General features: G+C 71.1%; 22 protein-coding genes. 6 read left to right on the top strand and 16 right to left on the bottom strand.

Annotated elements, in window-relative coordinates; all coding sequences use genetic code 11:
- Positions 1-811, bottom strand: an 811-nt coding sequence (locus FNH08_RS16825) for a helix-turn-helix transcriptional regulator (RefSeq protein ID WP_407704387.1), incomplete at its 3' end; no start/stop codon positions are given.
- 104 nt (positions 812-915) lie between these two features.
- Between FNH08_RS16825 and FNH08_RS16820 the strand changes: the two genes are divergently transcribed.
- Both FNH08_RS16820 and FNH08_RS16815 read left to right on the top strand, forming a co-directional pair.
- Complete coding sequence (locus FNH08_RS16820; RefSeq protein ID WP_152772293.1) at positions 916-2,595, top strand: AMP-binding protein; 1,680 nt, start codon at positions 916-918, stop codon at positions 2,593-2,595.
- A complete protein-coding gene (locus FNH08_RS16815) occupies positions 2,592-4,226 on the top strand; it encodes an AMP-binding protein (RefSeq protein ID WP_322724662.1) in 1,635 nt (544 codons plus the stop codon). Before FNH08_RS16820 ends, FNH08_RS16815 begins: the two co-directional genes overlap by 4 nt.
- Before the next feature lie 9 nt (positions 4,227-4,235).
- Here FNH08_RS16815 and FNH08_RS53985 read toward each other — a convergent pair whose 3' ends face one another.
- Positions 4,236-5,060, bottom strand: a complete 825-nt coding sequence (locus FNH08_RS53985; protein ID WP_407704388.1) for a hypothetical protein — start codon at positions 5,058-5,060, stop codon at positions 4,236-4,238.
- Positions 5,061-5,655: 595 nt separating this feature from the next.
- Between FNH08_RS53985 and gcl the strand changes: the two genes are divergently transcribed.
- Both gcl and FNH08_RS16800 read left to right on the top strand, forming a co-directional pair.
- A complete protein-coding gene (gene gcl, locus FNH08_RS16805) occupies positions 5,656-7,440 on the top strand; it encodes a glyoxylate carboligase (protein WP_152772291.1) in 1,785 nt (594 codons plus the stop codon).
- An 84-nt stretch (positions 7,441-7,524) separates the two neighbouring features.
- A complete protein-coding gene (locus FNH08_RS16800; protein WP_152772290.1) occupies positions 7,525-8,379 on the top strand; it encodes an alpha/beta fold hydrolase in 855 nt (284 codons plus the stop codon).
- Positions 8,380-8,879: 500 nt separating this feature from the next.
- Here FNH08_RS16800 and FNH08_RS16795 read toward each other — a convergent pair whose 3' ends face one another.
- The 14 genes from FNH08_RS16795 to FNH08_RS16730 form a co-directional block, all read right to left on the bottom strand.
- Positions 8,880-9,773: a 2-hydroxy-3-oxopropionate reductase gene (locus FNH08_RS16795; protein ID WP_152772289.1), complete on the bottom strand. Its 894-nt coding sequence runs from the start codon at positions 9,771-9,773 to the stop codon at positions 8,880-8,882.
- A 31-nt stretch (positions 9,774-9,804) separates the two neighbouring features.
- Entirely contained in the window at positions 9,805-10,644 is an 840-nt protein-coding gene (locus FNH08_RS16790; protein ID WP_152772288.1) for a TIM barrel protein, read from the bottom strand.
- A 151-nt stretch (positions 10,645-10,795) separates the two neighbouring features.
- Positions 10,796-11,530 carry a hypothetical protein gene (locus FNH08_RS16785; protein WP_152772287.1) on the bottom strand — a complete coding sequence of 245 codons (735 nt, stop codon included), beginning with the start codon at positions 11,528-11,530 and terminating at the stop codon, positions 10,796-10,798.
- A gap of 26 nt (positions 11,531-11,556) precedes the next feature.
- Positions 11,557-12,057, bottom strand: coding sequence for a hypothetical protein (locus tag FNH08_RS16780; protein WP_228034179.1), 501 nt, complete (start codon positions 12,055-12,057; stop codon positions 11,557-11,559).
- Positions 12,030-13,307, bottom strand: coding sequence for an MlaD family protein (locus FNH08_RS16775; protein ID WP_322724661.1), 1,278 nt, complete (start codon positions 13,305-13,307; stop codon positions 12,030-12,032). Before FNH08_RS16775 ends, FNH08_RS16780 begins: the two co-directional genes overlap by 28 nt.
- Positions 13,304-14,638: an MCE family protein gene (locus tag FNH08_RS16770; protein WP_152772286.1), complete on the bottom strand. Its 1,335-nt coding sequence runs from the start codon at positions 14,636-14,638 to the stop codon at positions 13,304-13,306. Before FNH08_RS16770 ends, FNH08_RS16775 begins: the two co-directional genes overlap by 4 nt.
- Positions 14,635-15,771, bottom strand: coding sequence for an MCE family protein (locus tag FNH08_RS16765; RefSeq protein ID WP_194238507.1), 1,137 nt, complete (start codon positions 15,769-15,771; stop codon positions 14,635-14,637). Before FNH08_RS16765 ends, FNH08_RS16770 begins: the two co-directional genes overlap by 4 nt.
- Positions 15,768-16,937 (bottom strand): MCE family protein, encoded by a 1,170-nt coding sequence (locus FNH08_RS16760; RefSeq protein ID WP_407704383.1) that lies wholly within the window; start codon positions 16,935-16,937, stop codon positions 15,768-15,770. Before FNH08_RS16760 ends, FNH08_RS16765 begins: the two co-directional genes overlap by 4 nt.
- Positions 16,934-17,971, bottom strand: a complete 1,038-nt coding sequence (locus tag FNH08_RS16755) for an MCE family protein (RefSeq protein WP_152772285.1) — start codon at positions 17,969-17,971, stop codon at positions 16,934-16,936. The genes FNH08_RS16760 and FNH08_RS16755 overlap by 4 nt, the downstream gene beginning before the upstream one ends.
- A complete protein-coding gene (locus tag FNH08_RS16750) occupies positions 17,968-19,227 on the bottom strand; it encodes an MCE family protein (RefSeq protein WP_152772284.1) in 1,260 nt (419 codons plus the stop codon). The genes FNH08_RS16755 and FNH08_RS16750 overlap by 4 nt, the downstream gene beginning before the upstream one ends.
- Positions 19,224-20,027 carry an MlaE family ABC transporter permease gene (locus FNH08_RS16745; protein ID WP_152772283.1) on the bottom strand — a complete coding sequence of 268 codons (804 nt, stop codon included), beginning with the start codon at positions 20,025-20,027 and terminating at the stop codon, positions 19,224-19,226. Before FNH08_RS16745 ends, FNH08_RS16750 begins: the two co-directional genes overlap by 4 nt.
- Positions 20,028-20,030: 3 nt before the next feature.
- A complete protein-coding gene (locus FNH08_RS16740; RefSeq protein ID WP_152772282.1) occupies positions 20,031-20,801 on the bottom strand; it encodes an MlaE family ABC transporter permease in 771 nt (256 codons plus the stop codon).
- A complete protein-coding gene (locus FNH08_RS16735; protein ID WP_152772281.1) occupies positions 20,798-21,727 on the bottom strand; it encodes an ABC transporter ATP-binding protein in 930 nt (309 codons plus the stop codon). Before FNH08_RS16735 ends, FNH08_RS16740 begins: the two co-directional genes overlap by 4 nt.
- A 200-nt stretch (positions 21,728-21,927) precedes the next feature.
- Positions 21,928-22,929, bottom strand: coding sequence for a sigma-70 family RNA polymerase sigma factor (locus FNH08_RS16730; RefSeq protein ID WP_152772280.1), 1,002 nt, complete (start codon positions 22,927-22,929; stop codon positions 21,928-21,930).
- A 159-nt stretch (positions 22,930-23,088) separates the two neighbouring features.
- Here FNH08_RS16730 and FNH08_RS16725 point away from each other — a divergent pair, with 159 nt between their 5' ends.
- Together FNH08_RS16725 and FNH08_RS16720 are read left to right on the top strand one after the other, a co-directional pair.
- Entirely contained in the window at positions 23,089-23,349 is a 261-nt protein-coding gene (locus FNH08_RS16725) for a hypothetical protein (RefSeq protein ID WP_322724659.1), read from the top strand.
- 62 nt (positions 23,350-23,411) lie between these two features.
- Positions 23,412-23,768 carry a helix-turn-helix domain-containing protein gene (locus tag FNH08_RS16720; RefSeq protein ID WP_152772294.1) on the top strand — a complete coding sequence of 119 codons (357 nt, stop codon included), beginning with the start codon at positions 23,412-23,414 and terminating at the stop codon, positions 23,766-23,768.
- The last annotated feature ends 50 nt before the right edge of the window (positions 23,769-23,818 follow it).

Below are 23,818 nucleotides of genomic sequence, written 5' to 3'. Positions count from 1 at the left end.
CCACCGCCTCCATCCGCGTATGCGCACCCAGCTTCCGCATCGCCGACCGCAGATACCCCTTCACCGTCTCCGGCCGCAGCCCCAGCCGCTCCGCGGCCACCGCGTTGGTGGCCCCGAGAGCGACACAGGCCAGAACGTCCACCTCGCGGGGCGTCAACCCCAGCTCACCCGCACGCGCCACCGGCTCCGCCGAGACCGCCTGCGCCAGCCGCCCGCACGCCTCCAGAAGCTCCGACCGCAACCCCGCGTCCTCGATCCGCGGCGCCAGCGCACGCAGCGCCCCGTGCGCCTCGCGGACCTCCTCCCAGGCCGCCCCCGAGGCCGCGTCGGGCGCGGCGGAAGCCGCCAGCAGGCTCCGCGCCTCGTCCCGGACGACCAGCGCGTGCTCCACGTCCCGCGCCGCGTCCACCGCCGCCGTCAGCGTGCGGTCCCCCAGCGGCTGCGCCGTCCGCAGCGCGCCGTAGAGAACGCCCCGCACCCGGCGCCGTACGACCACCGGTACGGCCACCACGGACTGGATCCGCTCCGCCGCGACCGCCGCGTCGTACTCGTGGCTGATCTGGCGCGACGACGAGTAGTCCGTCACCGCACACGGCCGGGCGAGCGCCACCGCCTTGCCGCCGAGGCCGTTGCCGGACGAGACGGCCAGGGCCTGCAGCGCGGTGGTCAGGTTGCCGTTGAGTTCGCTGATGCGCAGGTGCCGGTGCTCGGACTCGACCAGCCCACCGAACGCGACCGGCAACCCGGTCGCGTGCCGCAAACGCACCAGCGCACCACGCATCTCACGCGCCCCGTCCGTGTCCACCGCCACCCGTTCGCTCCTTCCGTGCGGCTCCACACCCCCGTTCGGGGGTAGTGAGACCTGCGTCACGCATTACACGATGTCAGAGGACTGTCCGGCAATGAGGAGGACACATGGCGACGACGACGAGCGCCACGGACGAGTTCCGGGCGGCACGGGACTTCCTGCTGAAGCACCGCGAGGACTACGCCACGGCCTACCGGGACTTCGTCTGGCCCCGCCCCGAGTACTTCAACTGGGCGCTCGACTGGTTCGACGTGATCGCACGCGGGAACGACCGCACGGCCCTGCACATCGTCGAGGAGGACGGCTCTCAGACCCGCGTCTCCTTCGCCGAGATGTCGGAGCGCTCGGCCCGCACCGCCAACTGGCTGCGCGCCCGGGGCGTACGCCCCGACCACCGCGTCCTCGTCATGCTCGGCAACCAGGTGGAGCTGTGGGAGACCGCCCTGGCCGCGATGAAGCTGGGCGCCGTCGTCATCCCCGCCACACCCCTGCTCGGCACCGCCGACCTCGTCGACCGGGTCGAGCGCGGACGCGTACGGCACGTCGTCGCCCGCGCCGAGGACACCGGCAAGTTCGAGGAGGTGCCGGGCCGCTACACCCGGATCGCGGTCGGCGGGGCCCCGGACGGCTGGCAGTCCTACGAGGAGGCGTACGAGGTCTCGCCCGACTTCACCCCCCTCGGGCCCACCAACGCGAGCGACCCGCTGATGCTCTACTTCACCTCGGGCACCACCGCCCGCCCGAAGCTCGTCGAGCACACCCATGTGTCGTACCCCGTCGGCCACCTGGCGACCATGTACTGGATCGGCCTCAAGCCCGGCGACGTCCACCTGAACATCTCCTCGCCCGGCTGGGCCAAGCACGCCTGGTCCAACCTCTTCGCCCCCTGGAACGCCGAGGCGACCGTCTTCATCCACAACTACACGCGCTTCGACGCGCCCCGGCTGATGGCGGAGATGGACCGCGCGGGCGTCACCACCTTCTGCGCCCCGCCCACCGTGTGGCGCATGCTCATCCAGGCCGACCTCACCGCCCTGCGCACCCCGCCCCGCGAGGCCCTCGCCGCCGGCGAACCCCTCAACCCGGAGGTCATCGAGCAGGTGCGCCGCGCCTGGGGCGTGACCATCCGCGACGGCTTCGGGCAGACGGAGACGGCCGTGCAGGTCTCCAACAGCCCCGGACAGGAGCTGAGGATCGGCTCGATGGGCCGTCCCAGTCCGGGCTTCCGGGTCGTGCTCCTCGACCCCGTGTCGGGGGCGCCGGGCGCCGACGAGGGCGAGATCGCGCTCGACCTGCACGACCGGCCCGTGGGCGTGATGACCGGCTACCACGGCGACCCGGACCGTACGGCCGAGGCGATGGCCGGTGGCTACTACCGCACCGGCGACATCGGCGCCCGGGACGCCGACGGCTACATCACGTACGTGGGCCGCGCCGACGACGTGTTCAAGGCGTCCGACTACAAGATCTCGCCCTTCGAGCTGGAGAGCGCGCTCCTGGAGCACGAGGCCGTCGCGGAGGCGGCGGTGGTGCCCGCGCCCGACGAGGTACGGCTCGCGGTGCCGAAGGCGTACATCGTGCTGGCCGACGGCTGGGAGCCGGGCCCGGTCACGGCCAAGGTGCTCTTCGAGCACTCGCGCGACACCCTCGCACCCTTCAAGCGGGTCCGCCGCCTGGAGTTCGCCCCGCTCCCGAAGACCGTGTCGGGCAAGATCCGCCGCATCGAACTGCGCGAGGCCACGGCCGCGGGCTCCGACGCCGAGTACCGCGAGGAGGACTTCCGGTGACCTCACCACTGTCGTCCACCGAACCACCGTCGTACACCCAGCCACTCTCGTACACCCACGGCACGAGCGACACCGCCCTCCTGGGAGACACGATCGGGATCAACCTGGACCGGGCCGTCGCGGCCTGGCCGGACCGCGAGGCGCTGGTCGACGTGCCGTCGGGGCGGCGCTGGACGTACGCCGAGTTCGCCGCGGACGTCGACGAGTTGGCCTACGCGCTCGTCGCGAGCGGGGTCGTCAAGGGCGACCGGGTGGGCATCTGGGCGGTGAACTGTCCCGAGTGGGTCCTCGTCCAGTACGCCACGGCCCGTATCGGCGCGATCATGGTGAACATCAACCCGGCCTACCGGACCCACGAGGTCGAGTACGTCCTGGGCCAGGCCGGTATCTCCCTCCTGTTCGCCTCCCTCGCCCACAAGACGAGCGACTACCGGGCGATGGTCGAGCAAGTGCGGCGCAGATGCCCGCAGTTGAGAGAGACCGTGTTCATCGGGGACCCGAGCTGGGAGGCGCTGATCGCGCGGGGCACTCCGGTGCCGTTCGAGGAGCTGTCCTGCGACGACCCGATCAACATCCAGTACACGTCGGGGACGACGGGCTTCCCCAAGGGGGCCACCCTCTCCCACCACAACATCCTCAACAACGGTTACTTCGTGGGCGAGATGATCGCCTACAGCGAGCAGGACCGGGTGTGCATCCCCGTCCCGTTCTACCACTGCTTCGGCATGGTCATGGGCAACCTGGCGGCCACCTCCCACGGCGCCTGCATGGTGATCCCGGCGCCCTCCTTCGACCCGAAGGCCACGCTGGAGGCCGTCCAGCAGGAGCGCTGCACCTCTCTGTACGGCGTACCGACCATGTTCATCGCGGAGCTGAACCACCCCGACTTCGCCTCGTACGACCTCTCCTCGCTCCGCACCGGCATCATGGCGGGCTCGCCCTGCCCGGTCGAGGTGATGAAGCGGGTGGTCACCGAGATGAACATGGCCGAGGTGTCGATCTGCTACGGGATGACCGAGACCTCGCCCGTCTCCACGCAGACCCGGCGCGACGACGACCTGGAGCACCGCACCGGTACGGTCGGCCGCGTCCTCCCGCACATCGAGGTGAAGGTCGTCGACCCGGTCAGCGGCGTGACCCAGCCGCGCGGCACGGCGGGCGAGCTGTGCACCAGGGGCTACAGCGTGATGCTCGGCTACTGGGACGAGCCCGAGAAGACCGCGGAGGCCGTCGACCCGGGGCGCTGGATGCACACAGGGGACCTGGCCGTGATGCGGGAGGACGGGTACGTCGAGATCGTCGGACGCATCAAGGACATGATCATCCGGGGCGGTGAGAACGTCTACCCGCGCGAGATCGAGGAGTTCCTCTACGCGCACCCCAAGATCGCCGACGTCCAGGTGGTGGGCGTGCCGCACGAACGGTACGGCGAGGAGGTGCTCGCCTGCGTCATCCCGCGCGACCCGGCGGACCCGCTGACCCTGGAGGAGCTCCACGCCTTCTGCGACGGCCAGTTGGCGCACTACAAGATCCCGAACCGGCTGCAGGTGCTGGAGGCCTTTCCGATGACGGTGTCGGGGAAGGTGCGGAAGGTCGAGCTGCGGGAGAGGTACGCGGGCGGCGCGGGGTAGAGGGGGCGTTCAGGCGCCCGTCGCGATCAGCTCACGCGCGGGGCCGTTCACCGGCTGGGGCGTCCCCGTGAGGTCGAGGACGAAGAGCGGGATGCCGAGACCGTCGGCGCGGCCGCGTGCCTCGGGTGCGAACCCGGCGAGCGAGAAGTACACACAGACCGCGGACTCGGTCATGGCCGTCAGCCACAGGCACTCGACATCGCGCAGCGACGCGGGGTTGATCGTCGGGTCCACCTGGGCGAGGACACCCCGGGCGGTCAGCCCGATTCCCGAGGGCGGCCGCTGGTCCGCCCGGCGCACGTCCCGGTACCCGAGCCACCGGAGGTAGAGCGCGGCGGCCGTGACGGCATCCCTGGCCGTACGGATCGTGACGGGCTGGAAGGCGGGACGGGGCGACGGCCGCGCGGGGTCCGGTGGCTGCGGGGCGTCCGGGGATCCCACCCCGCCGGGGCCGGGGGAGTGGGCCGGTGTGCCGGGGCCCTGGCTGTCGGGACGGCTCGCGGTCCGGTCGACCGTGGTCCGGGTGGGTGCGTCGCTGGGGCGGATGCCGGGGCCTGGGGCGGTGTCCTGGCCTGGGCGGCCCCTGCCCCGGGGATCGGCGACCGAGCCGGTGCGGGGCCCGGCCTCCGGCCCGGTGCGGCCGACGGCGGGCTCGGCGTTCGGGTGTGATCCCGAGGCGTCGGCAGCAGGTGCGGTGCGGGCGTCCGAGCCGGAACTGCCGGCCGTGGCCGCGTCTTCGGGGCGCGCATCGGGTTCCTCACCGGCAGGCGCACCGACGGGCGCACCGCCGGGCGCACCGCCGAGAGGCGCGGCGTCGGCCTCCCCGGCGTACACATCCCCTGGGCGCAGGGGGCGTAAGGTTCCTGCGACCGGGACGCGGACGACCGTCCCGCAGGCGCAGCCCAGTTCGGGATGCGGCCACTGGTCCTCGCGGCCGCAGGCCCCACAGCGGACTAAGACCCAGTCCTCGTCCCAGGTGCGGTGGGTGACGACGGTCGGGGTGGCGCGCCGGTTCAGCGGCGGACTGACGGGCGCCCCGCACGCGCAGGGATAGGCCGGCGCCGCGTACCGGTGATCGCGCCGACAGTCCGGGCACCGCACCACGACGCTCTCGCCCATCACTCACCCCACCACTGCGCCACCACTGCGCACTCGGTGCCGGAACAGTCCCTCCAGCTCCTCCATCGTCCTCCAGTGAGGACCGCGCCGACACCGGAACGCCCGGAGAAACGGCCCGGATTCGCAGACAGCCCTCATCGCCGTCCTCGTCGCCGCCCTGATCGCCGTCCGCATTGCCGCACCCCTTGACGGCCCTCACTCCGCCTCCTACATTGCTTCCAGATAGTAGAAATTACTTTCCGTAATACGGAAAGCGGCTCCGCGGGGCGCGACGGAGGCGCGAGTCCGACAGCCGAAGCAGGAGTACTCCATGGCTCGTATGACCGCTGCCCGCGCGGCAGTCGAGATCCTGAAGCGCGAGGGCGTCCATGACGCGTTCGGTGTCCCGGGCGCGGCGATCAACCCGTTCTACGCGGCGCTCAAGGCATCCGGCGGGATCACCCACACCCTCGCCCGCCACGTCGAGGGCGCCTCGCACATGGCGGAGGGCTACACCCGCACCCACCCGGGCAACATCGGTGTCTGCGTCGGCACGTCCGGTCCGGCCGGGACCGACATGATCACCGGGCTCTACTCCGCGATCGGTGACTCCATTCCGATCCTGTGCGTCACGGGCCAGGCCCCCACCGCCGTGATCCACAAGGAGGACTTCCAGGCCGTCGACATCGCGGCCATCGCCCGGCCGGTCACCAAGATGGCCGTCACCGTGCTGGAGGCCGCGCAGGTCCCCGGTGTCTTCCAGCAGGCATTCCACCTCATGCGCTCGGGCCGCCCCGGGCCCGTCCTCATCGACCTGCCCGTCGACGTCCAGCTCACCGAGATCGAGTTCGACCCGGAGACGTACGAGCCGCTGCCGGTCTACAAGCCCGCCGCCACCCGCGCCCAGATCGAGAAGGCCCTGACCCTCCTCGGCGAGTCCGAGCGGCCCCTCATCGTCGCCGGTGGCGGTGTCATCAACGCCGACGCCTCCGAACTGCTGGTGGAGTTCGCCGAGTTGACCGGCGTCCCGGTCGTCCCCACCCTCATGGGCTGGGGTGTCCTCCCCGACGACCACGAGCTGAACGCCGGCATGGTCGGCCTGCAGACCTCGCACCGCTACGGCAACGCGACCTTCCTGGAGTCCGACTTCGTCCTCGGCATCGGCAACCGCTGGGCCAACCGCCACACCGGCAGGATCGACGTCTACACGGCCGGCCGGACGTTCGTGCACGTCGACATCGAGCCCACCCAGATCGGCAGGATCTTCGCGCCCGACTACGGCATCGCCTCCGACGCCAGGGCCGCGTTGGAGCTGTTCGTCGAGGTGGCGCGGGAGTTGAGGGCGGCGGGCAGGCTGCCCGACCGGTCCGGCTGGGCCGCCGCCGCACAGGAGAAGAAGGCCCGCCTCCAGCGCCGTACGCACTTCGACGACGTGCCCATCAAGCCGCAGCGCGTGTACGAGGAGATGAACAAGGCGTTCGGCCCGGAGACCCGGTACGTGTCGACGATCGGCCTCTCGCAGATCGCCGGCGCCCAGATGCTGCACGTCTACAGGCCGCGTCACTGGATCAACTGCGGCCAGGCGGGCCCCCTCGGCTGGACCGTCCCGGCCGCGCTCGGTGTCGCCAAGGCGGATCCGGAGGCGTCCGTCGTCGCGCTCTCCGGCGACTACGACTTCCAGTTCATGATCGAGGAACTGGCCGTGGGGGCGCAGCACAGGATCCCGTACGTCCACGTCCTGGTGAACAACTCCTACCTGGGCCTGATCCGCCAGGCGCAGCGCGCCTTCGACATCGACTTCGAGGTCAACCTGGAGTTCGAGAACATCAACTCGCCCGAGCTGGGCGTCTACGGTGTCGACCACGTCAAGGTCGCCGAGGGCCTCGGCTGCAAGGCGATCCGCGTGACCGACCCGAACGAGCTCGGCGCCGCCTTCGAGCAGGCGAAGAAGCTGGCCGCCGAACACCGGGTCCCGGTCGTCGTCGAGGCGATCCTGGAGCGCGTCACCAACATCTCGATGTCCACGACCAACGACATCGGCAACGTCGTCGAGTTCGAGGAGATCGCCACCGAGCCGGGGCACGCGCCCACGTCGATCAGGACGCTGAAGGTCTGAGCGTACCCAGGAGTCGGGTGTGCCGGGCCCGCACAGGAGCGGGCCCTATTCCCAGGCCTCCCCCTGGCCCGGCATGCTCACCTCATGCGGATGACGGTGCCCACGCCCCTCGGTGACCTGGCCGTGCGCTGCCACGGCGCGCCCGGCAGCCCCTCCGCCCTGCTCCTCCTGCACGCCAACCCCGGTGACGGGCGCGACTACGATGCCGTCCTGCCGGCCCTCGCGGACCGCTACCGCACCTTCGTGGTCGACTGGCCCGGCTACGGCGACTCCACGGCGCCCGATCCCGGTCTCGTCACGCCCGAAGGGCTGGTGCGGGCGGCCGGGCTCGTCCTCGACGCCCTCGTGGCGGAGCACGGCGTCCGGCGGGTCGTCGTCCTCGGCAACAGCGTCGGCGGCTATGTGGCGTGCCGTCTCGCCGAGGGGCGGCACGCGCGGACGGTCTCGGCCCTGGTCCTGGTCTCTCCGGCGGGATTCACGCCCCGCAACGCGCTGACCCGCTGGTTCTGCCGCGATGTCATGGGCGACCCCGGCCGCGCCCGCCGGCTCGTCGTGCCGCTGGCCCGCGCGTACCTGGGGAACCTGCGGACACCGAGCGCGCGGGAGACGTACGCGCGTGCGCGGCAACTGCCGTGGGACGGACGGCGGATGGCGGTCCACTCGGCGATCTGGCGCGGTCTGGCGGACCCGGACTTCGGGCTGTCGGCCCCGGGGGCGCTGCGGGTCCCCGTCCTGCTCCTGTGGGGCAGGCGCGACCCGGTGGTCCCCGCCCTCGTGGACGGCCGTCACGCTCGACGGCGCCTGCCCGCCCACACGGTGACGGTGCCGCTCCCCACGGCCCACGAGCCGTACAACGAGCGCCCGGACCTGTTCCTGCGCCACACGCTGTCGTTCCTCAAGGACCCGAACCTCGCCGTCGGCGCCCACCGGCCCCGCTGAGTCCGTCGTCCCCAGGGCCTCGGGGGATGCCCCGCACCGGTGGCGACCGCCACAGTGGTACGGGGCCCGGGCCCCCGTTGTTTCCCCCGTCGTTCCCCCGTTCGAGGCCCACCGCCCCCGTGCCGGCGGGCCTCATGTGCTGAGAATGTGCCCGCGCCCGGGGGTTGGTGAAGCCCCCGGGCGCGTGTTCAGAGCTTGATTTGAGGATGCCGTAGTCGGGCTACGTACGGCGGCGTACGGCGGTGTGCGCGCGGCACGTCGGCGCCGGGCACGGCTGAGGGCCCGCGGCGGATGCGACGGTTCCATGGGCTCCGTCCCTCTCGTCGAGACGTGGTCCTGGGCACCTTGGCCACCGCACTGGCTCACATACCGCCGCGGGCTGCTGGTTCCGGGCGGCGCCGCCGCTTGGGCGCGACAGGACAGATGTCAGCGGCGGCGCCGCCCGGAAGTCTTGGGGAGACCGGAGGTCTTCGGGAGGTCGGAAGTCTTCGGGAGAAGGGTCAGAGCTGGGCGCCGGACAGGCGCTCCACCGCCCGCAGCAGCGCCGAGTGGTCCAGGCCGCCGTCGCCCTGGGCGCGCAGCGACCCGACCAGCTGGGCCACCACGGCACCGACCGGCAGCGCGGCGCCGACGGTGCGGGCCGCGTCCGTGACGATGCCCATGTCCTTGTGGTGCAGGTCGATGCGGAAGCCCGGCTTGAAGTCCCGCTGGAGGAAGTTGTCCTTCTTCCGTGTCAGGACCGTCGAACCCGCGAGGCCGCCGTTCAGGACGTCCAGCGCGGCCTTCAGGTCCACGCCCGACCTCTCCAGGAAGACCACGGCCTCGGCGCACGCCTGGATGTTCACGGCGACGATCAGCTGGTTGGCGGCCTTCACGGTCTGGCCGGAACCGTGCGGCCCGCACAGTACGACGGTCCTGCCGAGCGCCTCGAAGAGCGGCCTCGCGGTGTCGAAGTCGGTCTGCTCGCCGCCGACCATGATGGACAGCACGGCCTCGACGGCACCGGCCTCACCGCCGGACACCGGCGCGTCCAGGACCCGGATGCCCTTGTCCTTCGCCGCCTTCGCCAGGTCGACCGAGGTCTGCGGGGTGATCGAGGACATGTCGATCAGCAGGGCGCCGGAGCGGGCGTTCTCCAGGATGCCGTCCGGGCCGTACGCGACCGCCTCGACCTGCGGGGAGGCCGGCACCATCGTGATGATCACGTCGGCTCCCGCGACCGCTTCCGCGACGGACCCGGCCGCGGTGCCGCCGGCGGCGGCCAGACGGTCCCGCTTGTCCCGCCCAGGCGTGAATCCGGTGACGTCGTAACCCGCCTTGATCAGGTTCTCGGACATGGGGGAGCCCATGATGCCGAGACCTATCCAGGCGACCTTGGGAAGGTTGTTGCTCATGTGAGGGTGCCTCTCGGGACGGGGGTGTGTATCAGCGGGCGGCGCGAGCCTCGCGCGGGAGCCACTCGAAGGCGTCGGCGCTCGGCCGGTCGCCCGGCTTGTACTCCAGGCCGACCCAGCCGTCGTATCCGGCCTTCCGCAGCCGGTCGAGGAGTTCCTCCAGCGGCAGCGAGCCCGTGCCGGGCGCGCCACGGCCGGGGCTGTCGGCTATCTGGACGTGGCCGGTCTTCGCCGCGTGGGTGTCGATCACCTGCGGCAGGTCCTCGCCGTTCATCGCCAGGTGGTACAGGTCCATCAGGAACTTCGCGTTGCCGAGCCCTGTCGCCGCGTTGACCGTGTCGACGATCGTGACCGCCGCGGGCGCGCTCACCAGCGGATACAGCGGCGACTCGGGCTTGTTCAGCGCCTCGATCAACAAGACCGCGCCGATCCGGTCGGCCGCGCGGGCCGCGAGCACCAGGTTCTCCAGCGCGAGCGCGTCCTGCTCGGCCGGGTCGACCCCCTCGACGCGGTTGCCGTACAGGGCGTTGAGCGCCGTGCAGCCGAGGGAGGCGGCGAAGCCGGCGGCCACGTCGACGTTGGCGCGGAACCGCTCCGACTCCTCGCCGGGGACCGACAGGGCGCCGCGGTCCGGCCCGGGCAGCTGTCCCGCGTAGAAGTTCAGCCCCGTGAGTCGTACGCCCGCGTCCTCGATCGCCTTCTTCAGGGCGTCGAGTTCGGACCGCGCGGGGGTGGGGGAGTCGACCCAGGGCCACCACAGCTCGACCGCGGTGAAGCCGGCCGCGGCGGCGGCCGCGGGGCGCTCCAGGAGCGGGAGTTCCGTGAAGAGGATCGACAGGTTGACGTTGAAGCGCTGGTCCGCGAATCCCATCGGCTCTGAGCCTCTTTCCATCTCTTTCCGTATTGCGGAAACTCATTTCTGCTTAATGGAAGGAGACTGCCCAGGGCTGGAGGTACCTGTCAAGAGCGCGCACACAAAGTGCCCCCGCGCGATCTGCGCGGGGGCACGTCCAGGACAGGACTCAGAGCGCGTCCACGGCACCCACCTTCCAGCCGTCGGAGGTGCGGGTGAGCGTCATCCGTACCCGGTTCAGATCCACGCGGGATCCCGACACCCGGGTGCTCTCGGTGACCTGGTTGACGAACAGCAGGACCACCACCCGGTCCGGTGCGGCCGACACGACGGAGGCCGCCGGGACGCCACCGTCCGCGGGCGCCGCCACCGTCGCCTTCACCACCCCGTGGTACTTCCTGGCCGTCGGCCCGACGACCGCTTTCGTCGTCTTCCCGTACTCGTCACGGAACTTGCCGGTCAGCTGGGCGCGGGCCCTGGCGAAGTCCCGGTCCAGATGCCGGTAGTCGTACGACAGCACGACCGGCGCCGCCTTTCTCGCGGCCGCGAGGGCCTGTCCCCGCGCCTGCTCCGCCTGTCGCCCTTCCCGGTACTGCCACCCGAGCACGCCGACGGCGACCAGACCCGCCACGAGAACGCCGCAGAGCACGAGAGCGAGCAGCGGCCGACGCGCGGGCGCGCCCCCCACCGACTCCTCGTCGGACTCCGTGGACTCAGTGGACTCCGGCGCCGGCTCCGGAGGGTCGTCCCAGCCGTCCGGGACCTCGATGACCACGGTGCGCCCGGACTGCTCGTCCACGTCCTGCCGAGGCGCCTCGCGTGCGGGCTCCGCGCGCCGGGTGCGCTTGGCCGCCGCGCGGACAGCCGCGGTCATGGTGCTCTTCGTCATGGTGCTCTTCGACATGGTCGTCCTCCTCACTGGTGGTGCCGTCAGCCGACGAACTCGACGTCGGACGTCAGCCAGCGGCCGCCCTCGAGTACGAGGTCCAGCTGGAGCCGGTACGTGCGTGCCTCGCCCTTAGGTAGGGCGGTGTTGGTGACCTTGCTGTCGGCGACGACCAGGACGCGGGCCGAGCGCTCGTCGGACCGCACGATGCCCGCGTCGAGGACGTGGCCCTCGGACACGGACTTGTTCCGGGCGACGAGCTCCGTCAGTTGTTTGGTCTGCGCGGCGAACTGCTTCTCGAAGTCGCCGGTGGCGCCCTTGAGTACGTTCCCGCTGTCCCGGTCGTAGTGCCGGTAGTCGAGCGAGGTGAAGTTCAGCGCCGACTGGCGGGCAGCGGCGAGGATGTCCTGGCGCCGCTGATCCGCCACGCGCTGTTCCTGGAGCCCGAGGCCCAGCCAGATCGCCAGGACGGTGGTGAGGACGGTCACCACCACCAGCCCCACGGTGCGGGCCCCGCTCATGCCATCGGTCCGACGAGCAGCCATTGCCACGACTCCTTTCCGAAGACGGTCTGTTCGCCGCCCGTCGAGCCGATCTCGACGGGCGTCCCGTCCGGGCCGGTGGTGGTGCCGGTCTCCGGGTCGTACGGGGTGACGTACGCGGCCCGGCCCGCACCGCCCGAACCGGCCGACGCGCCAGGGGCGTTCTGCGCGCCGCGCACGGATGTGCCGCTGCCGCGCGGTGCCGTGCAGCGTGCGTCGGTGTTCGCCGTACGGGTGCTGGTGTCGGCGGGGTCGCGCTGCCGCGTTCCGCCGTAGCCCCGGGTGCACGGCGGCGGGTCGTCGGCGTTCAGAACGAGTCCGAAGTGGGTCGTTCCGTCGCCGGGGACCACGGTGTAGCTGCCGGCGACGACCACCGGGAAGGTGACCAGCGCCTGTTCGACACCGGGCAGCCGGGCCACGGTGACCTGGCCGCCGCTGATCAGGTTGGCCAGCAGGACCGGCAGGTCCACCCGGGTGGACCTCAGCAGCGAGTCGATCTCCTGCGCGGCGGGGGCCGCGTTGCCGATCAGCCGGCGCAGGTCCCCGTCGCTCGACTTCAACTGCGCCGTGAGCGCGGCCAGATCGCGGGAGAACGACTTGATGGCGGAGCCCTGGTCGGCCTGCGTCCTGAGCACCGTTCGCGAGTCCTCGATCAGCGAGACCGTCTGAGGGAGTGAGTCGGACGCCGACTCGACGAGCTCGTTTCCCGAGTCCACCAGCCGACTCAGCCGCGGTCCGGTGCCGGAGAAGGCCTTGCCCAACTCGTCGACCGTGGTGCGCAGATCGTCCTTGCCGACCGAGTTCACCAGCCGGTCCAGGCTGAGGACGAGATCGGTGGTCGGCAGCGGCACCCGGGTCCGCTCGCGCGGGATCGGGCTGCCGTCGATCAGGTACGGGCCGCCCCGCCGCCGCGGTTGCAGGTCGACGTACTGCTCGCCCACCGCCGAACGGTTGGCGACCACGGCCAGCGTGTCGGCCGGGATACGAGGCGCGTCGCCCTCGATCTCCAGCGGCAGGGACACGCCGTTGCCGGTGAGCCGCAGTTCGCCCACCTTGCCCACCGGCACCCCCCGATAGGTGACCTCGGCGCCCGAGAAGACGCCGCCGGAGGCGGCGAAGTCGGCCCGTACGGTGTAGCCGCGGTCGAGAGCCTCGTCCACCAGGCCGGTGTACTCGGCGCCGACGTACGACACCCCGACGGCGGTGAGCGTGGCGAAGGCGAGCAACTGGGCCTTGACCGTACGTGTGATCACGGCTGAATCCCCTTCAGCAGGAGCTCGGCGAGCGCGAGGTCGACACCCGGCGGGAGACGGCCGGAGTCGCTACCGGAGCCGTCGGGGCCCGCGGTGCCGTAGCCCGCAGTGCCGTAGCCCGCGGTGCCGTATCCCGCGCTGCACACCGGCGGGCACAGCAGGTCGCCGCCGTCCGCGGGCGAGGACGGTTCGACGGGCACGTCGGGCGCGTCCGGGGTGTCCGGCAGCGCGGTCGGCGCCGGGAGGCCGGGGACGTCCGGCGCGTCCGGGACGCCGGGCGTGCCGGAGCCGTCGTCTCCCTTGCCCGAACCGCCGGACTTTCCGCCCTCGTCCGTGAGGTTGCCGTAGATGCCCGCCAGGTCGAGGTCGGCGGTGAGGTGGAGGTTGACATAGTCACCCTTGATGGCGTCCACCGCGTTGCGCGGGAACGGGTAAGTGGTCAGCAGCTCCAGTGAGTTGGGTAGATCGCTGCCCGCCTTGTTCAGCTGTCGCAGGATGGGCCTCAGGTTCTTGAGATTGGCGACGGTGTCGTCCCGCGAGGCCCGCACGACCCGGGTGCCGGTCTCGCCGAGCTTCGACAGGGCGGTGAGCATCCGCGTCAGGTCGCGCCGCTGGTCGGCGAGGACCTTCAGCGCGGGCGGCAGGGTGTCGACGGCCTCGGCGATCGTCTCCTTCTCCGTCCGCAGCCGCTCGGCCAGCCGGTCGACGCCCTTGAGCGCGCGGACGATCTCGGCGCGCTGGTCGTCGAGCCCGCCGAGGAAGGTGTCGAGCTCCTTCAGCAGGGACCTGACCCGGTTCTCGCGCCCCGCCAGGGCCTTGTCGAGCTCCACGGTGATCGTCTTGAGCTGGGCCACACCGCCGCCGTTGAGCAGGGCGGAGAGGGCGGACAGCACCTCCTCGATCTCCGGGTTGCGGCCGCTGCGGGACAGCGGGATCCGGTCGCCGTCGCGCAGGCGCCCCACGGGTTCGGCACCGGTCGGCGCGGACAGGGCCACGTACTTCTCGCCGAGCATGCTGGTCTGCCGGAGGTCGGCGACCGCGTTGCCGGGCAGCTTCACCGAGTCGGCGACCCGCAGCCGTACCCGGGCGTGCCAGCCGTCCAGCTGGACCTTCTCGACCGCGCCCACGGTCACGTTGTTGACCTTGACGGCCGACTGTGGCACCAGGTCCAGCACGTCTCGGAACTCGACCGTGACGTGGTAGGCGCGCCCGTCCGCGGCGGCTCCTCCGGGGAGGGGGACGTCGTACCAGCCGGTGAACTCGCAGCCGGTCAGCAGCAGCGAACCGGTCGCCGCCCACGCTGCCACGCCTGTCCCGCGGTTGACCCTCATGCGCCGGCCCCCAGGATTCCGCCCAGTGTCCGGTCGACCGTGCCCGTCCCGCTCGGGGCACTCGGCACCTCGGGCAGCGAGTCGAACAACGTCTTCAGCTCCTTGCAGTCGGGGTTCCTGCCCCCCTCGTCGCCGGTCGTCCTCAGCAGGGAGCACAGCAGGGAGGCGGGGTCCTGCGCCTGCCGCGCGTTGTTGCGGGTGTCGAGGGTGCCGGCGGAGGCGTTGTACGTGTTCTGCAGGTTCGACAGACCCGTGGGGGCGACCTCCAACAGCTCCTCCAGCGCGGCACGTTGGGTGACGAGGACCTTGGTGACCTTGCTGAGGCCCCGCACGTCCGAGGTCAGCGCTTTCTTGTTCTCCTTCACGAAGGCGGACACGTCGCCGAGGGCCGCGCCCAGGTGCTTCAGCGCCGCCGCGAGGTCCTCGCGCTCCCCGGCGAGCTGCTCCGCCACCTCGGCGAGGCTGCTGTTGAACGACCGCACGCTCTTGTCGTCGGCCGCCAGCGCGGCGGTGAACACCTGGAGGTTCCGTATGGTGCCGAACAGGTCTCCGCGGCCGTCGGACAGCGTGGTGACCGCCTGCGAGAGGTCCTCCACCGTCTGGTTGATGTTCTCGCCCTGCCCCGCGAGGTTGTCCGCGCTCACGCCCAGCAGCCGCGACAGGGAGCCGTCCTTGTTGGCGCCCTTCGGGCCGAGCGCCTCGGCCGTGGTGTGCAGACTGTCGAAGATCCGGTCCAGCTCGACCGGGACGGCCGTGCGCGACTCGGGGATGACGTCGCCGTCCCGCAGCACCGGCCCCTTCCGGTACACCGGCAGCAGCTGCACGTAACGGTCGCTGACCACCGACGAGTTGATGATGGCGGCCTGTGCGTCCTCGGGAACCCTGCGCCCCTCGTCGTACACCAGCTCCACCCGCACCCGGCCGCCCTCCGGCGTGATCTTCTCGACCTCGCCGATCCGGACGCCCAGGACGCGCACGTCCGAGCCGGGGTAGATACCGACGGTGCGCGGGAAGTACGCCGTGACGTGCACCTTCTCGGAGCGCGGCCACAACGTGAAGGCGAGCGCGGCCACGATCGCGAGCGCCGTGAGCAGGGCCAGGCCACGCCGTGGGGGGAAACGTCGTCGGGTCATCGTGTGCCTCCCGTCCGCGGGGTCACCGGAGCCGCGACCAGGTTCTGGACGTAGGAGTCGAACCAGCGGCCGTTGCCGAGGGTGTTGCTGAAGACCCGGACGTACGGCGCGAGCAGCTCGACACTCCGGTCGAGGCTCGCCTGGTTGCGTTCGAGCATGCTGACGAACGCGTCGAGGTTCCTGAGCGCGGGCCCGATCTCCTTGCGGTTGTCCTCGACCAGGCCCGAGAGCTCCACGCCCAACAGGGCCGAACTCTTGAGGAGTTGGTGGATCGCCTCGCGCCGTCTGCTGATCTCCTCGAACAGCTTGTCGCCGTCCTTCACCAGCGCGGAGAAGTCCTTCGAGCGTTCGGCCAGCACCTCGGTGACCCCCTTGGCGTGGTCGAGGAGCCCGCGCAGCGCCTTGTCGCGCGACGCGATCGTCCGGGAGATCCTCGACAGCCCCTTGACGGACGCCCGGACCTCCGCGGGCGAGTCCTGGAAGGTGGTGGAGATCGTGTCCAGGGCCTTCGCGAGCCGGTCCGTGTCGACCTCCTCCGTCGTGGTCGTCAGATCGCTGAACGCCTGCACGACGTCGTACGCCGACACCGTCCGCCGCAGCGGGATCTCGCTCCCCGGCTTCAGCTGCCCCCGCCCCTTGGGGTACAGCGCCAGGTACTTCGCGCCGAGGATCGTCTTGACCCGGATCGACGCGCCGGTGTCGGTGCCGAACTCCGGGTCGCCCTTGACCTTGAAGGTCACCTTGACGTGGTCGCCGTCCAGGTCGACCTCCTCGACCTTGCCGACCTTGACCCCGGCGATCCGTACCTCGTCGCCAGGCTTGAGGCCGCCCGCCTCCGAGAAGGCGGCGCTGTACGTCTCGCCGTCGCCGATCAGCGGCAGCCGGTCGGCGTTGAACGCGGCCACGGCCAGCAGCGCGAGGGTGGTGAGGCCGACGGCGCCGATGACCACGGGGTTGTTCCCCTGGCCCTTGCCGGGCAGCAGCCGGGACAGCCTGGGCAGTTTCGGTGGCTCGATGCGCACCTTCACGAGCGGCTCGGGGCGTGGCTTCCTGCGCGGGAGCAAGCGCGGCTTGGGCAGCCTGGGCAGCTTCGGTGGGTCGATGCGCACCTTCACCAGGGGCTCCGGCCGCCGCTTCCCGCGCGGCACGACGCGTCGCGTGCTCATCCGCCGCACCTCGCCCGCGCCACGTGGAGCTCGGGAGTGAGCACCTGCTTCGTCTTCGGCAGCACGATCCGGCCGTCGAAGTCACAGAGGTAGAAGTTGAACCAGGAGCCGTAGGACGCCGTCCCCGTCAGCTCGTTCAGCTTGTTCGGCAGCCGCTTCAGCACGCCCTCCACGGTCTTCTCGTTGTCGTTCAGCGTTCCGGTGAGCTCGCTCAGCCCCGCGATGTCGTCCTTCAGCGGTGGCCGCGCGTCCTTCAGCAGCCCCGAGGTGGCATCCGTGAGGTCCCCGATGCCCACCAGGGACGCCCCGATGGGCTTGCGGTCGGCGGACAGCCCGGAGATCACCCGTCGCAGCTGCGTCAGCAGCCCGGAGAAGCGGGCGCCGCGCCGGTCGAGCGTCTCCAGCACGGAGTTGAGGTTGTCGATCACGGAGCCGATCAGCTCGTCGCGGTCGGCGAGCGTCGTGGTGAGCGACGCCGTGTGCGCGAGCAGGCTGTTCACCGTGCCGCCCTCGCCCTGCAGGGTGCGGATGATCTCGGTGGCCAGCTGGTTGACGTCGTCCGGGCTGAGCGCGGCGAACAACGGCTTGAAGCCGTTCAGCAGCGCGTTGAGATCCAGTGCGGGCCGGGTCCTGGACAGGGGGATGGTGCCGCCGGGCCGCAGCCGGGTGCCGTCGCCCGCGCCCTCGGTCAGCGCGACGTACCGCTGCCCGACCAGGTTCCGGTAGCGGACGACCGCGCCGGTACTGGCGAGCAGCGGGCGGTCCGAGGTCACGGTGAACGTGACTTCGGCCAGCGTCCGGTCCTTGATCCGGATGCCCTCGACCTCACCGACCCGCACCCCGGCGACACGGATGTCGTCGCCCTCCTCCAGCCCCGTCACATCGCTGAACACCGCCCGGTACGTGTGCCGGGGAGTGAAGGAGACGTTGACGATGGTGGCGGCGAGCAGGGCCGTCGCCAGGATCGTCACCAGCGCGAACAGGCTGAACTTCACCAACGGCGCCATGGCCCCGCGCGCTCCTGTGGTCCTCATGCCACGCTCACCGCCGTCCCACGGGCCAGCGGTCCGAACAACAGGGTCGCCACGGGCGGCACCTCGTCCGCGGGGACGCCCATGACGGGAGCGACGAGCGAGCCCACGGCCCGCTGCTCGGCCCCGGTGGCGGAAACGCCGACCCCGCCGGGCACTCCACCCCTGCCCGAACTCCCCGACGACGTACCGTCCTTGAGGTCGGTGTGCGGCGCGGGCACCCGCGGATGCGGCAGTCCCCGGCAGTCCGGCCCCGACCGCTCCGCGTAGCGCGGTTCCTCACCGGGCTCGTACGCCCCCTGCGGGCGGACGACTTCGAGGGTGATGTGCATCGTGCCGCCACGGAACGCCTCCTCCGACGCCTTCTCCTGCCGGACCAGTCCTTCGAGCAGGCAGGGGTACTCGGGGGAGTAGCGGGCGAAGAGCTCCAGCGTGGGGCGGGAGACCCGGCCGAGGGTGATCAGCCGGTCGCCGTTCTCGGCAAGGAAGTCCTCAGCGGTGCCCGAGACGGTCGTCGTGCCGCGCAGGGCGGCGGCCAGCCGGTCCTTCTTCTCGACGAGCGTGCGGCTGGTGGTGACCGTGTTCCGCAGGATGTTCATGAGGTCGGGCGCGGCGTCGCCGTACACCTCCGCGACATCGGCGAAGCGGGCGATGTCCTCCTTCAGGGACGGCAGATGCGGGTTGAGACGGCGCAGATAGCCCTCGACCCGGGTGAGGTTGTCGCCGATCCGGTCGCCACGGCCCTCCAGCGCGGTGGCGAACGCCGACAGCGTGGCGTTGAGTTCACCGGGCTCGACGGTGCGCAGCAGCGGCAGCAGGTCGTTCATCAGCTGTTGCACCTCGATGCCGGCCTTGGTGCGGTCCTGCGTGATGACGTCCCCGGCACGGATGGGCCGGGCCGAGGAGCCGCGCGGGGCGACCAGGTCGACGTACTTCTCGCCGAACAGCGTCTTGGGCAGCAGCCGCGCGTGCGCGTCCGACGGGATGAACGTGACGTACTCCGGCTTGAGGGCGATGTCGAGCGTCGCCTTCTCCCCGTCCGCGCGTACCCCGCGCACCTCGCCGACCAGGAGCCCGCGCAGCTTGACGTCGGCGCGCGGATCGAGCTGGTTGCCGAGGCTGCCGGCCTCCAGGGTGATCCGTACGACGGAGGTGAACGCCTGCTGGTAGGCGGCCACGGCGAGCGACAGCAGCAGCGCGAGCACGGTGAGGAAGGCGATGCCGTACAACCGCAGTCTGATCCTTCGCACCGGCCTCATCCCGCGATCCGTACGGTCGTGTTGGCGCCCCAGATGGCGAGGCTCAGGAAGAAGTCCAGGACGTTGATGGCGACGATGGACGTGCGCACCGCACGGCCCACCGCGACACCGACACCGGCCGGGCCGCCGCTCGCGTAGTAGCCGTAGTAGCAGTGCACCAGGATGATCAGGACGGCGAAGACGATCACCTTGCCGAAGGACCACAGCACGTCGACGGGCGGCAGGTACTGGTGGAAGTAGTGGTCGTAGGTGCCCGTCGACTGCCCGTAGTAGCCGGTGGTGATGGTGCGGGCGGCGAGGTAGGAGGAGAGCAGCCCGATCACGTACAGCGGGATCACGGCGACGAAACCGGCGATCATTCGGGTCGTCACCAGGAACGGCAGCGACGGAACGCCCATCACTTCGAGCGCGTCGGTCTCCTCGCTGATCCGCATCGCCCCGAGCTGCGCGGTGAACCCGGCGCCCACGGTGGCGGACAGGGCGAGCCCGGCCACCAGCGGGGCGATCTCGCGGGTGTTGAAGTACGCCGACAGGAACGCCACGAAGTTCGAGGTGCCGAGCTGGTTGAGGGCGGCGTAGCCCTGCAGGCCCACCTCCGTACCCGTGAAGAACGACAGGAAGGCGATCACACCGACCGTGCCGCCCACGACGGCGAGGGCACCGCGGCCGAAACTCACCTCCGCGAGCAGCCGCAGCACCTCCTTCTTGTAGCGGCGGAGGGTGCGGCCGGTCCAGGCCAGCGACCGCCCGTAGAAGGACAGCTGGGTGCCCAGTTCCTCCAGACGACTCAACAGCGCCATGCCTCAGCCCCTCTGCGGGACGACTTGGAAGTACACCGCGGTCATCACGAAGTTCGTCACGAACAGCAACATGAAGGTGATCACCACGGATTGGTTGACGGCGTCGCCCACGCCCTTGGGACCGCCCCCCGCGGTCAGCCCCTTGTACGAGGCGACGATCGCCGAGATCGCCCCGAACACCAGCGCCTTGATCTCTGCCGCCCACAGGTCGGAGAGCTGGGCGAGGGTGGTGAAGGAGGCGAGATAGGCACCCGGGGTGCCGTTCTGCAGGACGACGTTGAAGAAGTAGCCGCCCGCGACGCCGACCACCGACACCAGTCCGTTGAGCAGCACGGCCACCACCATCGAGGCCAGGACCCGGGGAACGACGAGCCGGTGGACGGGATCGATGCCGAGCACCCGCATCGCGTCGATCTCGTCCCGGATCTTCCGCGCCCCGAGGTCCGCACAGATCGCCGTGCCGCCCGCACCCGCGATCAGCAGCGCGGTGACGATCGGCGAGGCCTCCCGCAGCACGGCAAGGACGGAGGCGGCACCCGCGAAGGACTGGGCGCCGAGCTGCCGCGTCAGACTGCCGATCTGCAGGGCGATGACCGCGCCGAAGGGAATGGAGACCAGCGCCGTCGGCAGGATGGTGACGCTCGCGACGAACCACGCCTGCTGGATGAACTCCCGTGCCTGGAAGGGCCGTCGGGGCATGGCCCGGACGACGTCCAGCGCCATCGCGAACAGGTTGCCGGAGTGCCGCAGCGCCCCGGTGGGGGAGAGGCTCATGCGCCCGTCACCTCCTTCCGGTGCAGCGCGGCCTCCCGTCTCGCGATCGCCTCCCAGCGGGGCGGACGGGTGATGCCCGGACCGGGCAGCAGACGCGGAGTCGGTTCCCGCGCCGGTGCCGTGTCGACGAGTTGGGCGAGCTCCTGTTTCACCTGCGCGGCGTCCTTCTCCTCCGCCATGCCGATCGGGCCCTGCATCCGGCCGCCCAGGAACTGCCGTACGACGGGTTCGTCACTGTTCAGGAGCTCCTCCCGCGGCCCGAACATGACCAGCTCGCGACGGAACAGCAGCCCGATGTTGTCCGGGACCTGGCGGGCGGAGGAGATGTCGTGCGTGACGATCAGGAACGTCGCGTCGATCTGGGCGTTGAGGTCGACGATGAGCTGGTTGAGGTAGGCGACACGGACGGGGTCCAGACCGGAGTCGGGCTCGTCGAAGAGGATGATCTCGGGGTCCAGCACCAGGGCCCGCGCCAGCCCGGCCCGCTTGCGCATGCCGCCGGAGATCTCACCGGGCAGCTTCCCCTCGGAGCCGATCAGCCCGACCATGTCCATCTTCTCCAGCACGACGCGCCGGATCTCGCTCTCCGACCTGCGGGTGTGCTCGCGCAACGGGAAGGCGATGTTGTCGTACAGGTTCATCGAGCCGAACAGGGCGCCGTCCTGGAACAGCACACCGAACAGCTTCCGCACCTCGTACAGCTCGCGCTCGCGCAGCCTGGTGATGTCACGCCCCGCGACCGTCACCGACCCGCGGTCCGGCCTGAGCAGCCCGACGAGCGTCTTGAGGAACACCGACTTGCCCGTCCCCGAGGGACCGAGCATGACCGAGACCTCCCCGGCGGGCAGCGTCAACGACACGTCCTGCCAGACGACCTGGTGCCCGAAGGACTTGGTCAGCCCTTCCACACAGATCTCGACACCCATCCGGTCCACCCTTCGGCCCGTGAAGCAGCTCCGACATCTGCTCTACGGGGAGGGGAGGGGTGTCCGTCGCGGCGAGTGCTGATTTTTTTCGTGAGGGCGCGACGGCTGATTGGGTGCGTCGTGATGCCGGGTGCGTTCGTGCTGCTTTTAGGGGCGCGGGGAACTGCGCGACGAGCCACAACGGGCCTGCATCCGACCACTCACCGCAACGGGGCAGACGGGACGCCCCCGGCCGATGCGGCGTCCGGGACCGCCGGCACAAGAGACTCCAGCGGTACGTCGGGCAGCTCCGGCGGCTCGGGCAGGACGGAGACGTCGGGCACGGGCGGTATCTCCGGCGCCGACAACGAGGGCAGCGACGCCTCCGGCAGGGACGGCAGGTCCGGCACGGACAGCGGGACGAGCGACCCGTCGCCGGGCGAGGCACTCGCCCTGGTGGGAGCCGCGCCCGTGGCCGGCGTGGCGCCCACATCCCGGGTCTCCGGCCGGTTGCCGTCACCAGAACGGTGGGCCTCCGCAGGACCCGTCACCGAGGGACGGGGAGCCGGACCGTCCCGACCCCCGTCCAGCGCGTACGGCAGCACGAACCCCGCCACCGCCAGCGTCGCCGCCGTGGAGGCGGCCGCCACAGCCTGGGCCTTCCCACCGCCGCGCGGTCGCCCGCGCCCGAGCAGGAACAGAACGGCCCCGAGCGTCCCGGCCAGCGAGGCGCGCAGCGTGCGCCGGGCCCGGGCCAGCAGCGACTCGACGGTCCGGTAGCTGAGCCCCATCCGCACGGCGACCTGAGAGACGTCCAGGTCCTCGGACTTGAGCCGCAGGGCCTCCGCCTGGCGGGCGGGCAGCTCTCCGCTGCGTAGGGCAAGCCAATTGGCCTCGGCCCGGTCGCACACCGCCTCCTCCACGGGCACCGGGGTCGGGGCGAGGGACGAGGGCCTGCTGTGCACTTCGGCCTCGCGGTTGACCTGCCGGTACCGGTCGACACACAGCCGTACCGTCACGGTCGTCAGCCAGGCGCCGAGGCGCTCGTCGTCCAGGTCCGGCCGTTCGGCGGCGCGCAGCATCGCCTCGTGCACCGCGTCCTCGGCGTCCTCCTGGCTCATCGACCTGCGCCGGGCCACCTTGAGCAGTTGTTCGCGGTGGCTCCACATGCGCTGCCAGCGGTCGTCGGCCGTCTCCGCCTCACCCCGAGTGTTCGTCGCCATGAGGGCCCCTTCGCGCTCACCTGCCGGTGCTGTGCCGTCCGGCGGCGGCGAGATTACCGCCCGGTAGCACTGGTTGTGGAGGGGGCCGAGTCCATTGTGTCCTCACCGATGCCTGCTGGGGAGGGTTAGGGTCTGTGGAGGAGACCTCATGGGGGCACAGTGCGACTGAGAGTGGAGTTCACGACCGAGCCCTTCGACCTCGACGAGGCGCCCGCGCACGCGCTGGTGGCTCGTGAGGTCCTGGAGACGGCCGACCTCGACGCCGTGGAGGTCGGACCCTTCGGCAACACCGCGGAAGGCCGGTCCGACGCGGTGCTCAGCACGGTCGACTCGGTGCTGCGCAGAGCTCTGGAGGCCGGCGCCACCCGTGTGTCGTTGCAGGTGAACGTGATCAACACGGGCGGGGAGGGCGGTAGGTGACCGGCGACGGCCGCAACGGGGACGACCCCTTCGTCGCGGCGGTGAAGCCGCTCGTCGACGCCATGGGCGGCGAGATGTTGCCGCCCGGCGAGGCCGGTCCCGATGACGTGGTGCTCTCCTGGGAGGGCTCCGAAGTCGTCGCCGTACGGCTGCCGCAGCTCGCCGACTCGCTGGACCAGATCCTGGCCGCCATGGCGCGCAAGCAGGGAAAGCCCCTGGCCGAGCTGGACCGCAAGGCCAAGCAGCAGGTCGTCAAGACCCTGGAGGCCCGTGGCGCCTTCTTCGTGCGGCACGGCGTGGAGACCGTGGCCGGCGCGCTGGGCGTCAGCCGCTTCACCGTCTACAACTACATCAACTACGCGAACGAGCAGCGCGCCAAAGCGCGTGAGGGCGACGAGCGGTCACGGCAGGACGGCTGAGGCAACGCGGCCATGGCCGAAGGCCCCGCATCCCCCCGGCCCCCCGGCTC

Source organism: Streptomyces spongiae (assembly GCF_009377185.1).
Taxonomy (GTDB): domain Bacteria; phylum Actinomycetota; class Actinomycetes; order Streptomycetales; family Streptomycetaceae; genus Streptomyces; species Streptomyces spongiae.
This window is presented reverse-complemented; position numbering and strand designations above follow the sequence as displayed.

Excerpts from the sequence above, each read along its gene's own strand:
- FNH08_RS16820 (WP_152772293.1), top strand. The coding sequence starts at position 916 with ATGGCGACGACGACGAGCGCCACGGACGAGTTCCGGGCGGCACGGGAC.
- gcl (WP_152772291.1), top strand. The coding sequence starts at position 5,656 with ATGGCTCGTATGACCGCTGCCCGCGCGGCAGTCGAGATCCTGAAGCGC.
- FNH08_RS16800 (WP_152772290.1), top strand. The coding sequence starts at position 7,525 with ATGCGGATGACGGTGCCCACGCCCCTCGGTGACCTGGCCGTGCGCTGC.
- FNH08_RS16795 (WP_152772289.1), bottom strand. The coding sequence starts at position 9,773 with ATGAGCAACAACCTTCCCAAGGTCGCCTGGATAGGTCTCGGCATCATG.
- FNH08_RS16790 (WP_152772288.1), bottom strand. The coding sequence starts at position 10,644 with ATGGGATTCGCGGACCAGCGCTTCAACGTCAACCTGTCGATCCTCTTC.
- FNH08_RS16785 (WP_152772287.1), bottom strand. The coding sequence starts at position 11,530 with ATGTCGAAGAGCACCATGACGAAGAGCACCATGACCGCGGCTGTCCGC.
- FNH08_RS16780 (WP_228034179.1), bottom strand. The coding sequence starts at position 12,057 with ATGGCTGCTCGTCGGACCGATGGCATGAGCGGGGCCCGCACCGTGGGG.
- FNH08_RS16770 (WP_152772286.1), bottom strand. The coding sequence starts at position 14,638 with ATGAGGGTCAACCGCGGGACAGGCGTGGCAGCGTGGGCGGCGACCGGT.
- FNH08_RS16765 (WP_194238507.1), bottom strand. The coding sequence starts at position 15,771 with ATGACCCGACGACGTTTCCCCCCACGGCGTGGCCTGGCCCTGCTCACG.
- FNH08_RS16760 (WP_407704383.1), bottom strand. The coding sequence starts at position 16,937 with ATGAGCACGCGACGCGTCGTGCCGCGCGGGAAGCGGCGGCCGGAGCCC.
- FNH08_RS16755 (WP_152772285.1), bottom strand. The coding sequence starts at position 17,971 with ATGAGGACCACAGGAGCGCGCGGGGCCATGGCGCCGTTGGTGAAGTTC.
- FNH08_RS16750 (WP_152772284.1), bottom strand. The coding sequence starts at position 19,227 with ATGAGGCCGGTGCGAAGGATCAGACTGCGGTTGTACGGCATCGCCTTC.
- FNH08_RS16745 (WP_152772283.1), bottom strand. The coding sequence starts at position 20,027 with ATGGCGCTGTTGAGTCGTCTGGAGGAACTGGGCACCCAGCTGTCCTTC.
- FNH08_RS16740 (WP_152772282.1), bottom strand. The coding sequence starts at position 20,801 with ATGAGCCTCTCCCCCACCGGGGCGCTGCGGCACTCCGGCAACCTGTTC.
- FNH08_RS16735 (WP_152772281.1), bottom strand. The coding sequence starts at position 21,727 with ATGGGTGTCGAGATCTGTGTGGAAGGGCTGACCAAGTCCTTCGGGCAC.
- FNH08_RS16730 (WP_152772280.1), bottom strand. The coding sequence starts at position 22,929 with ATGGCGACGAACACTCGGGGTGAGGCGGAGACGGCCGACGACCGCTGG.
- FNH08_RS16720 (WP_152772294.1), top strand. The coding sequence starts at position 23,412 with ATGGGCGGCGAGATGTTGCCGCCCGGCGAGGCCGGTCCCGATGACGTG.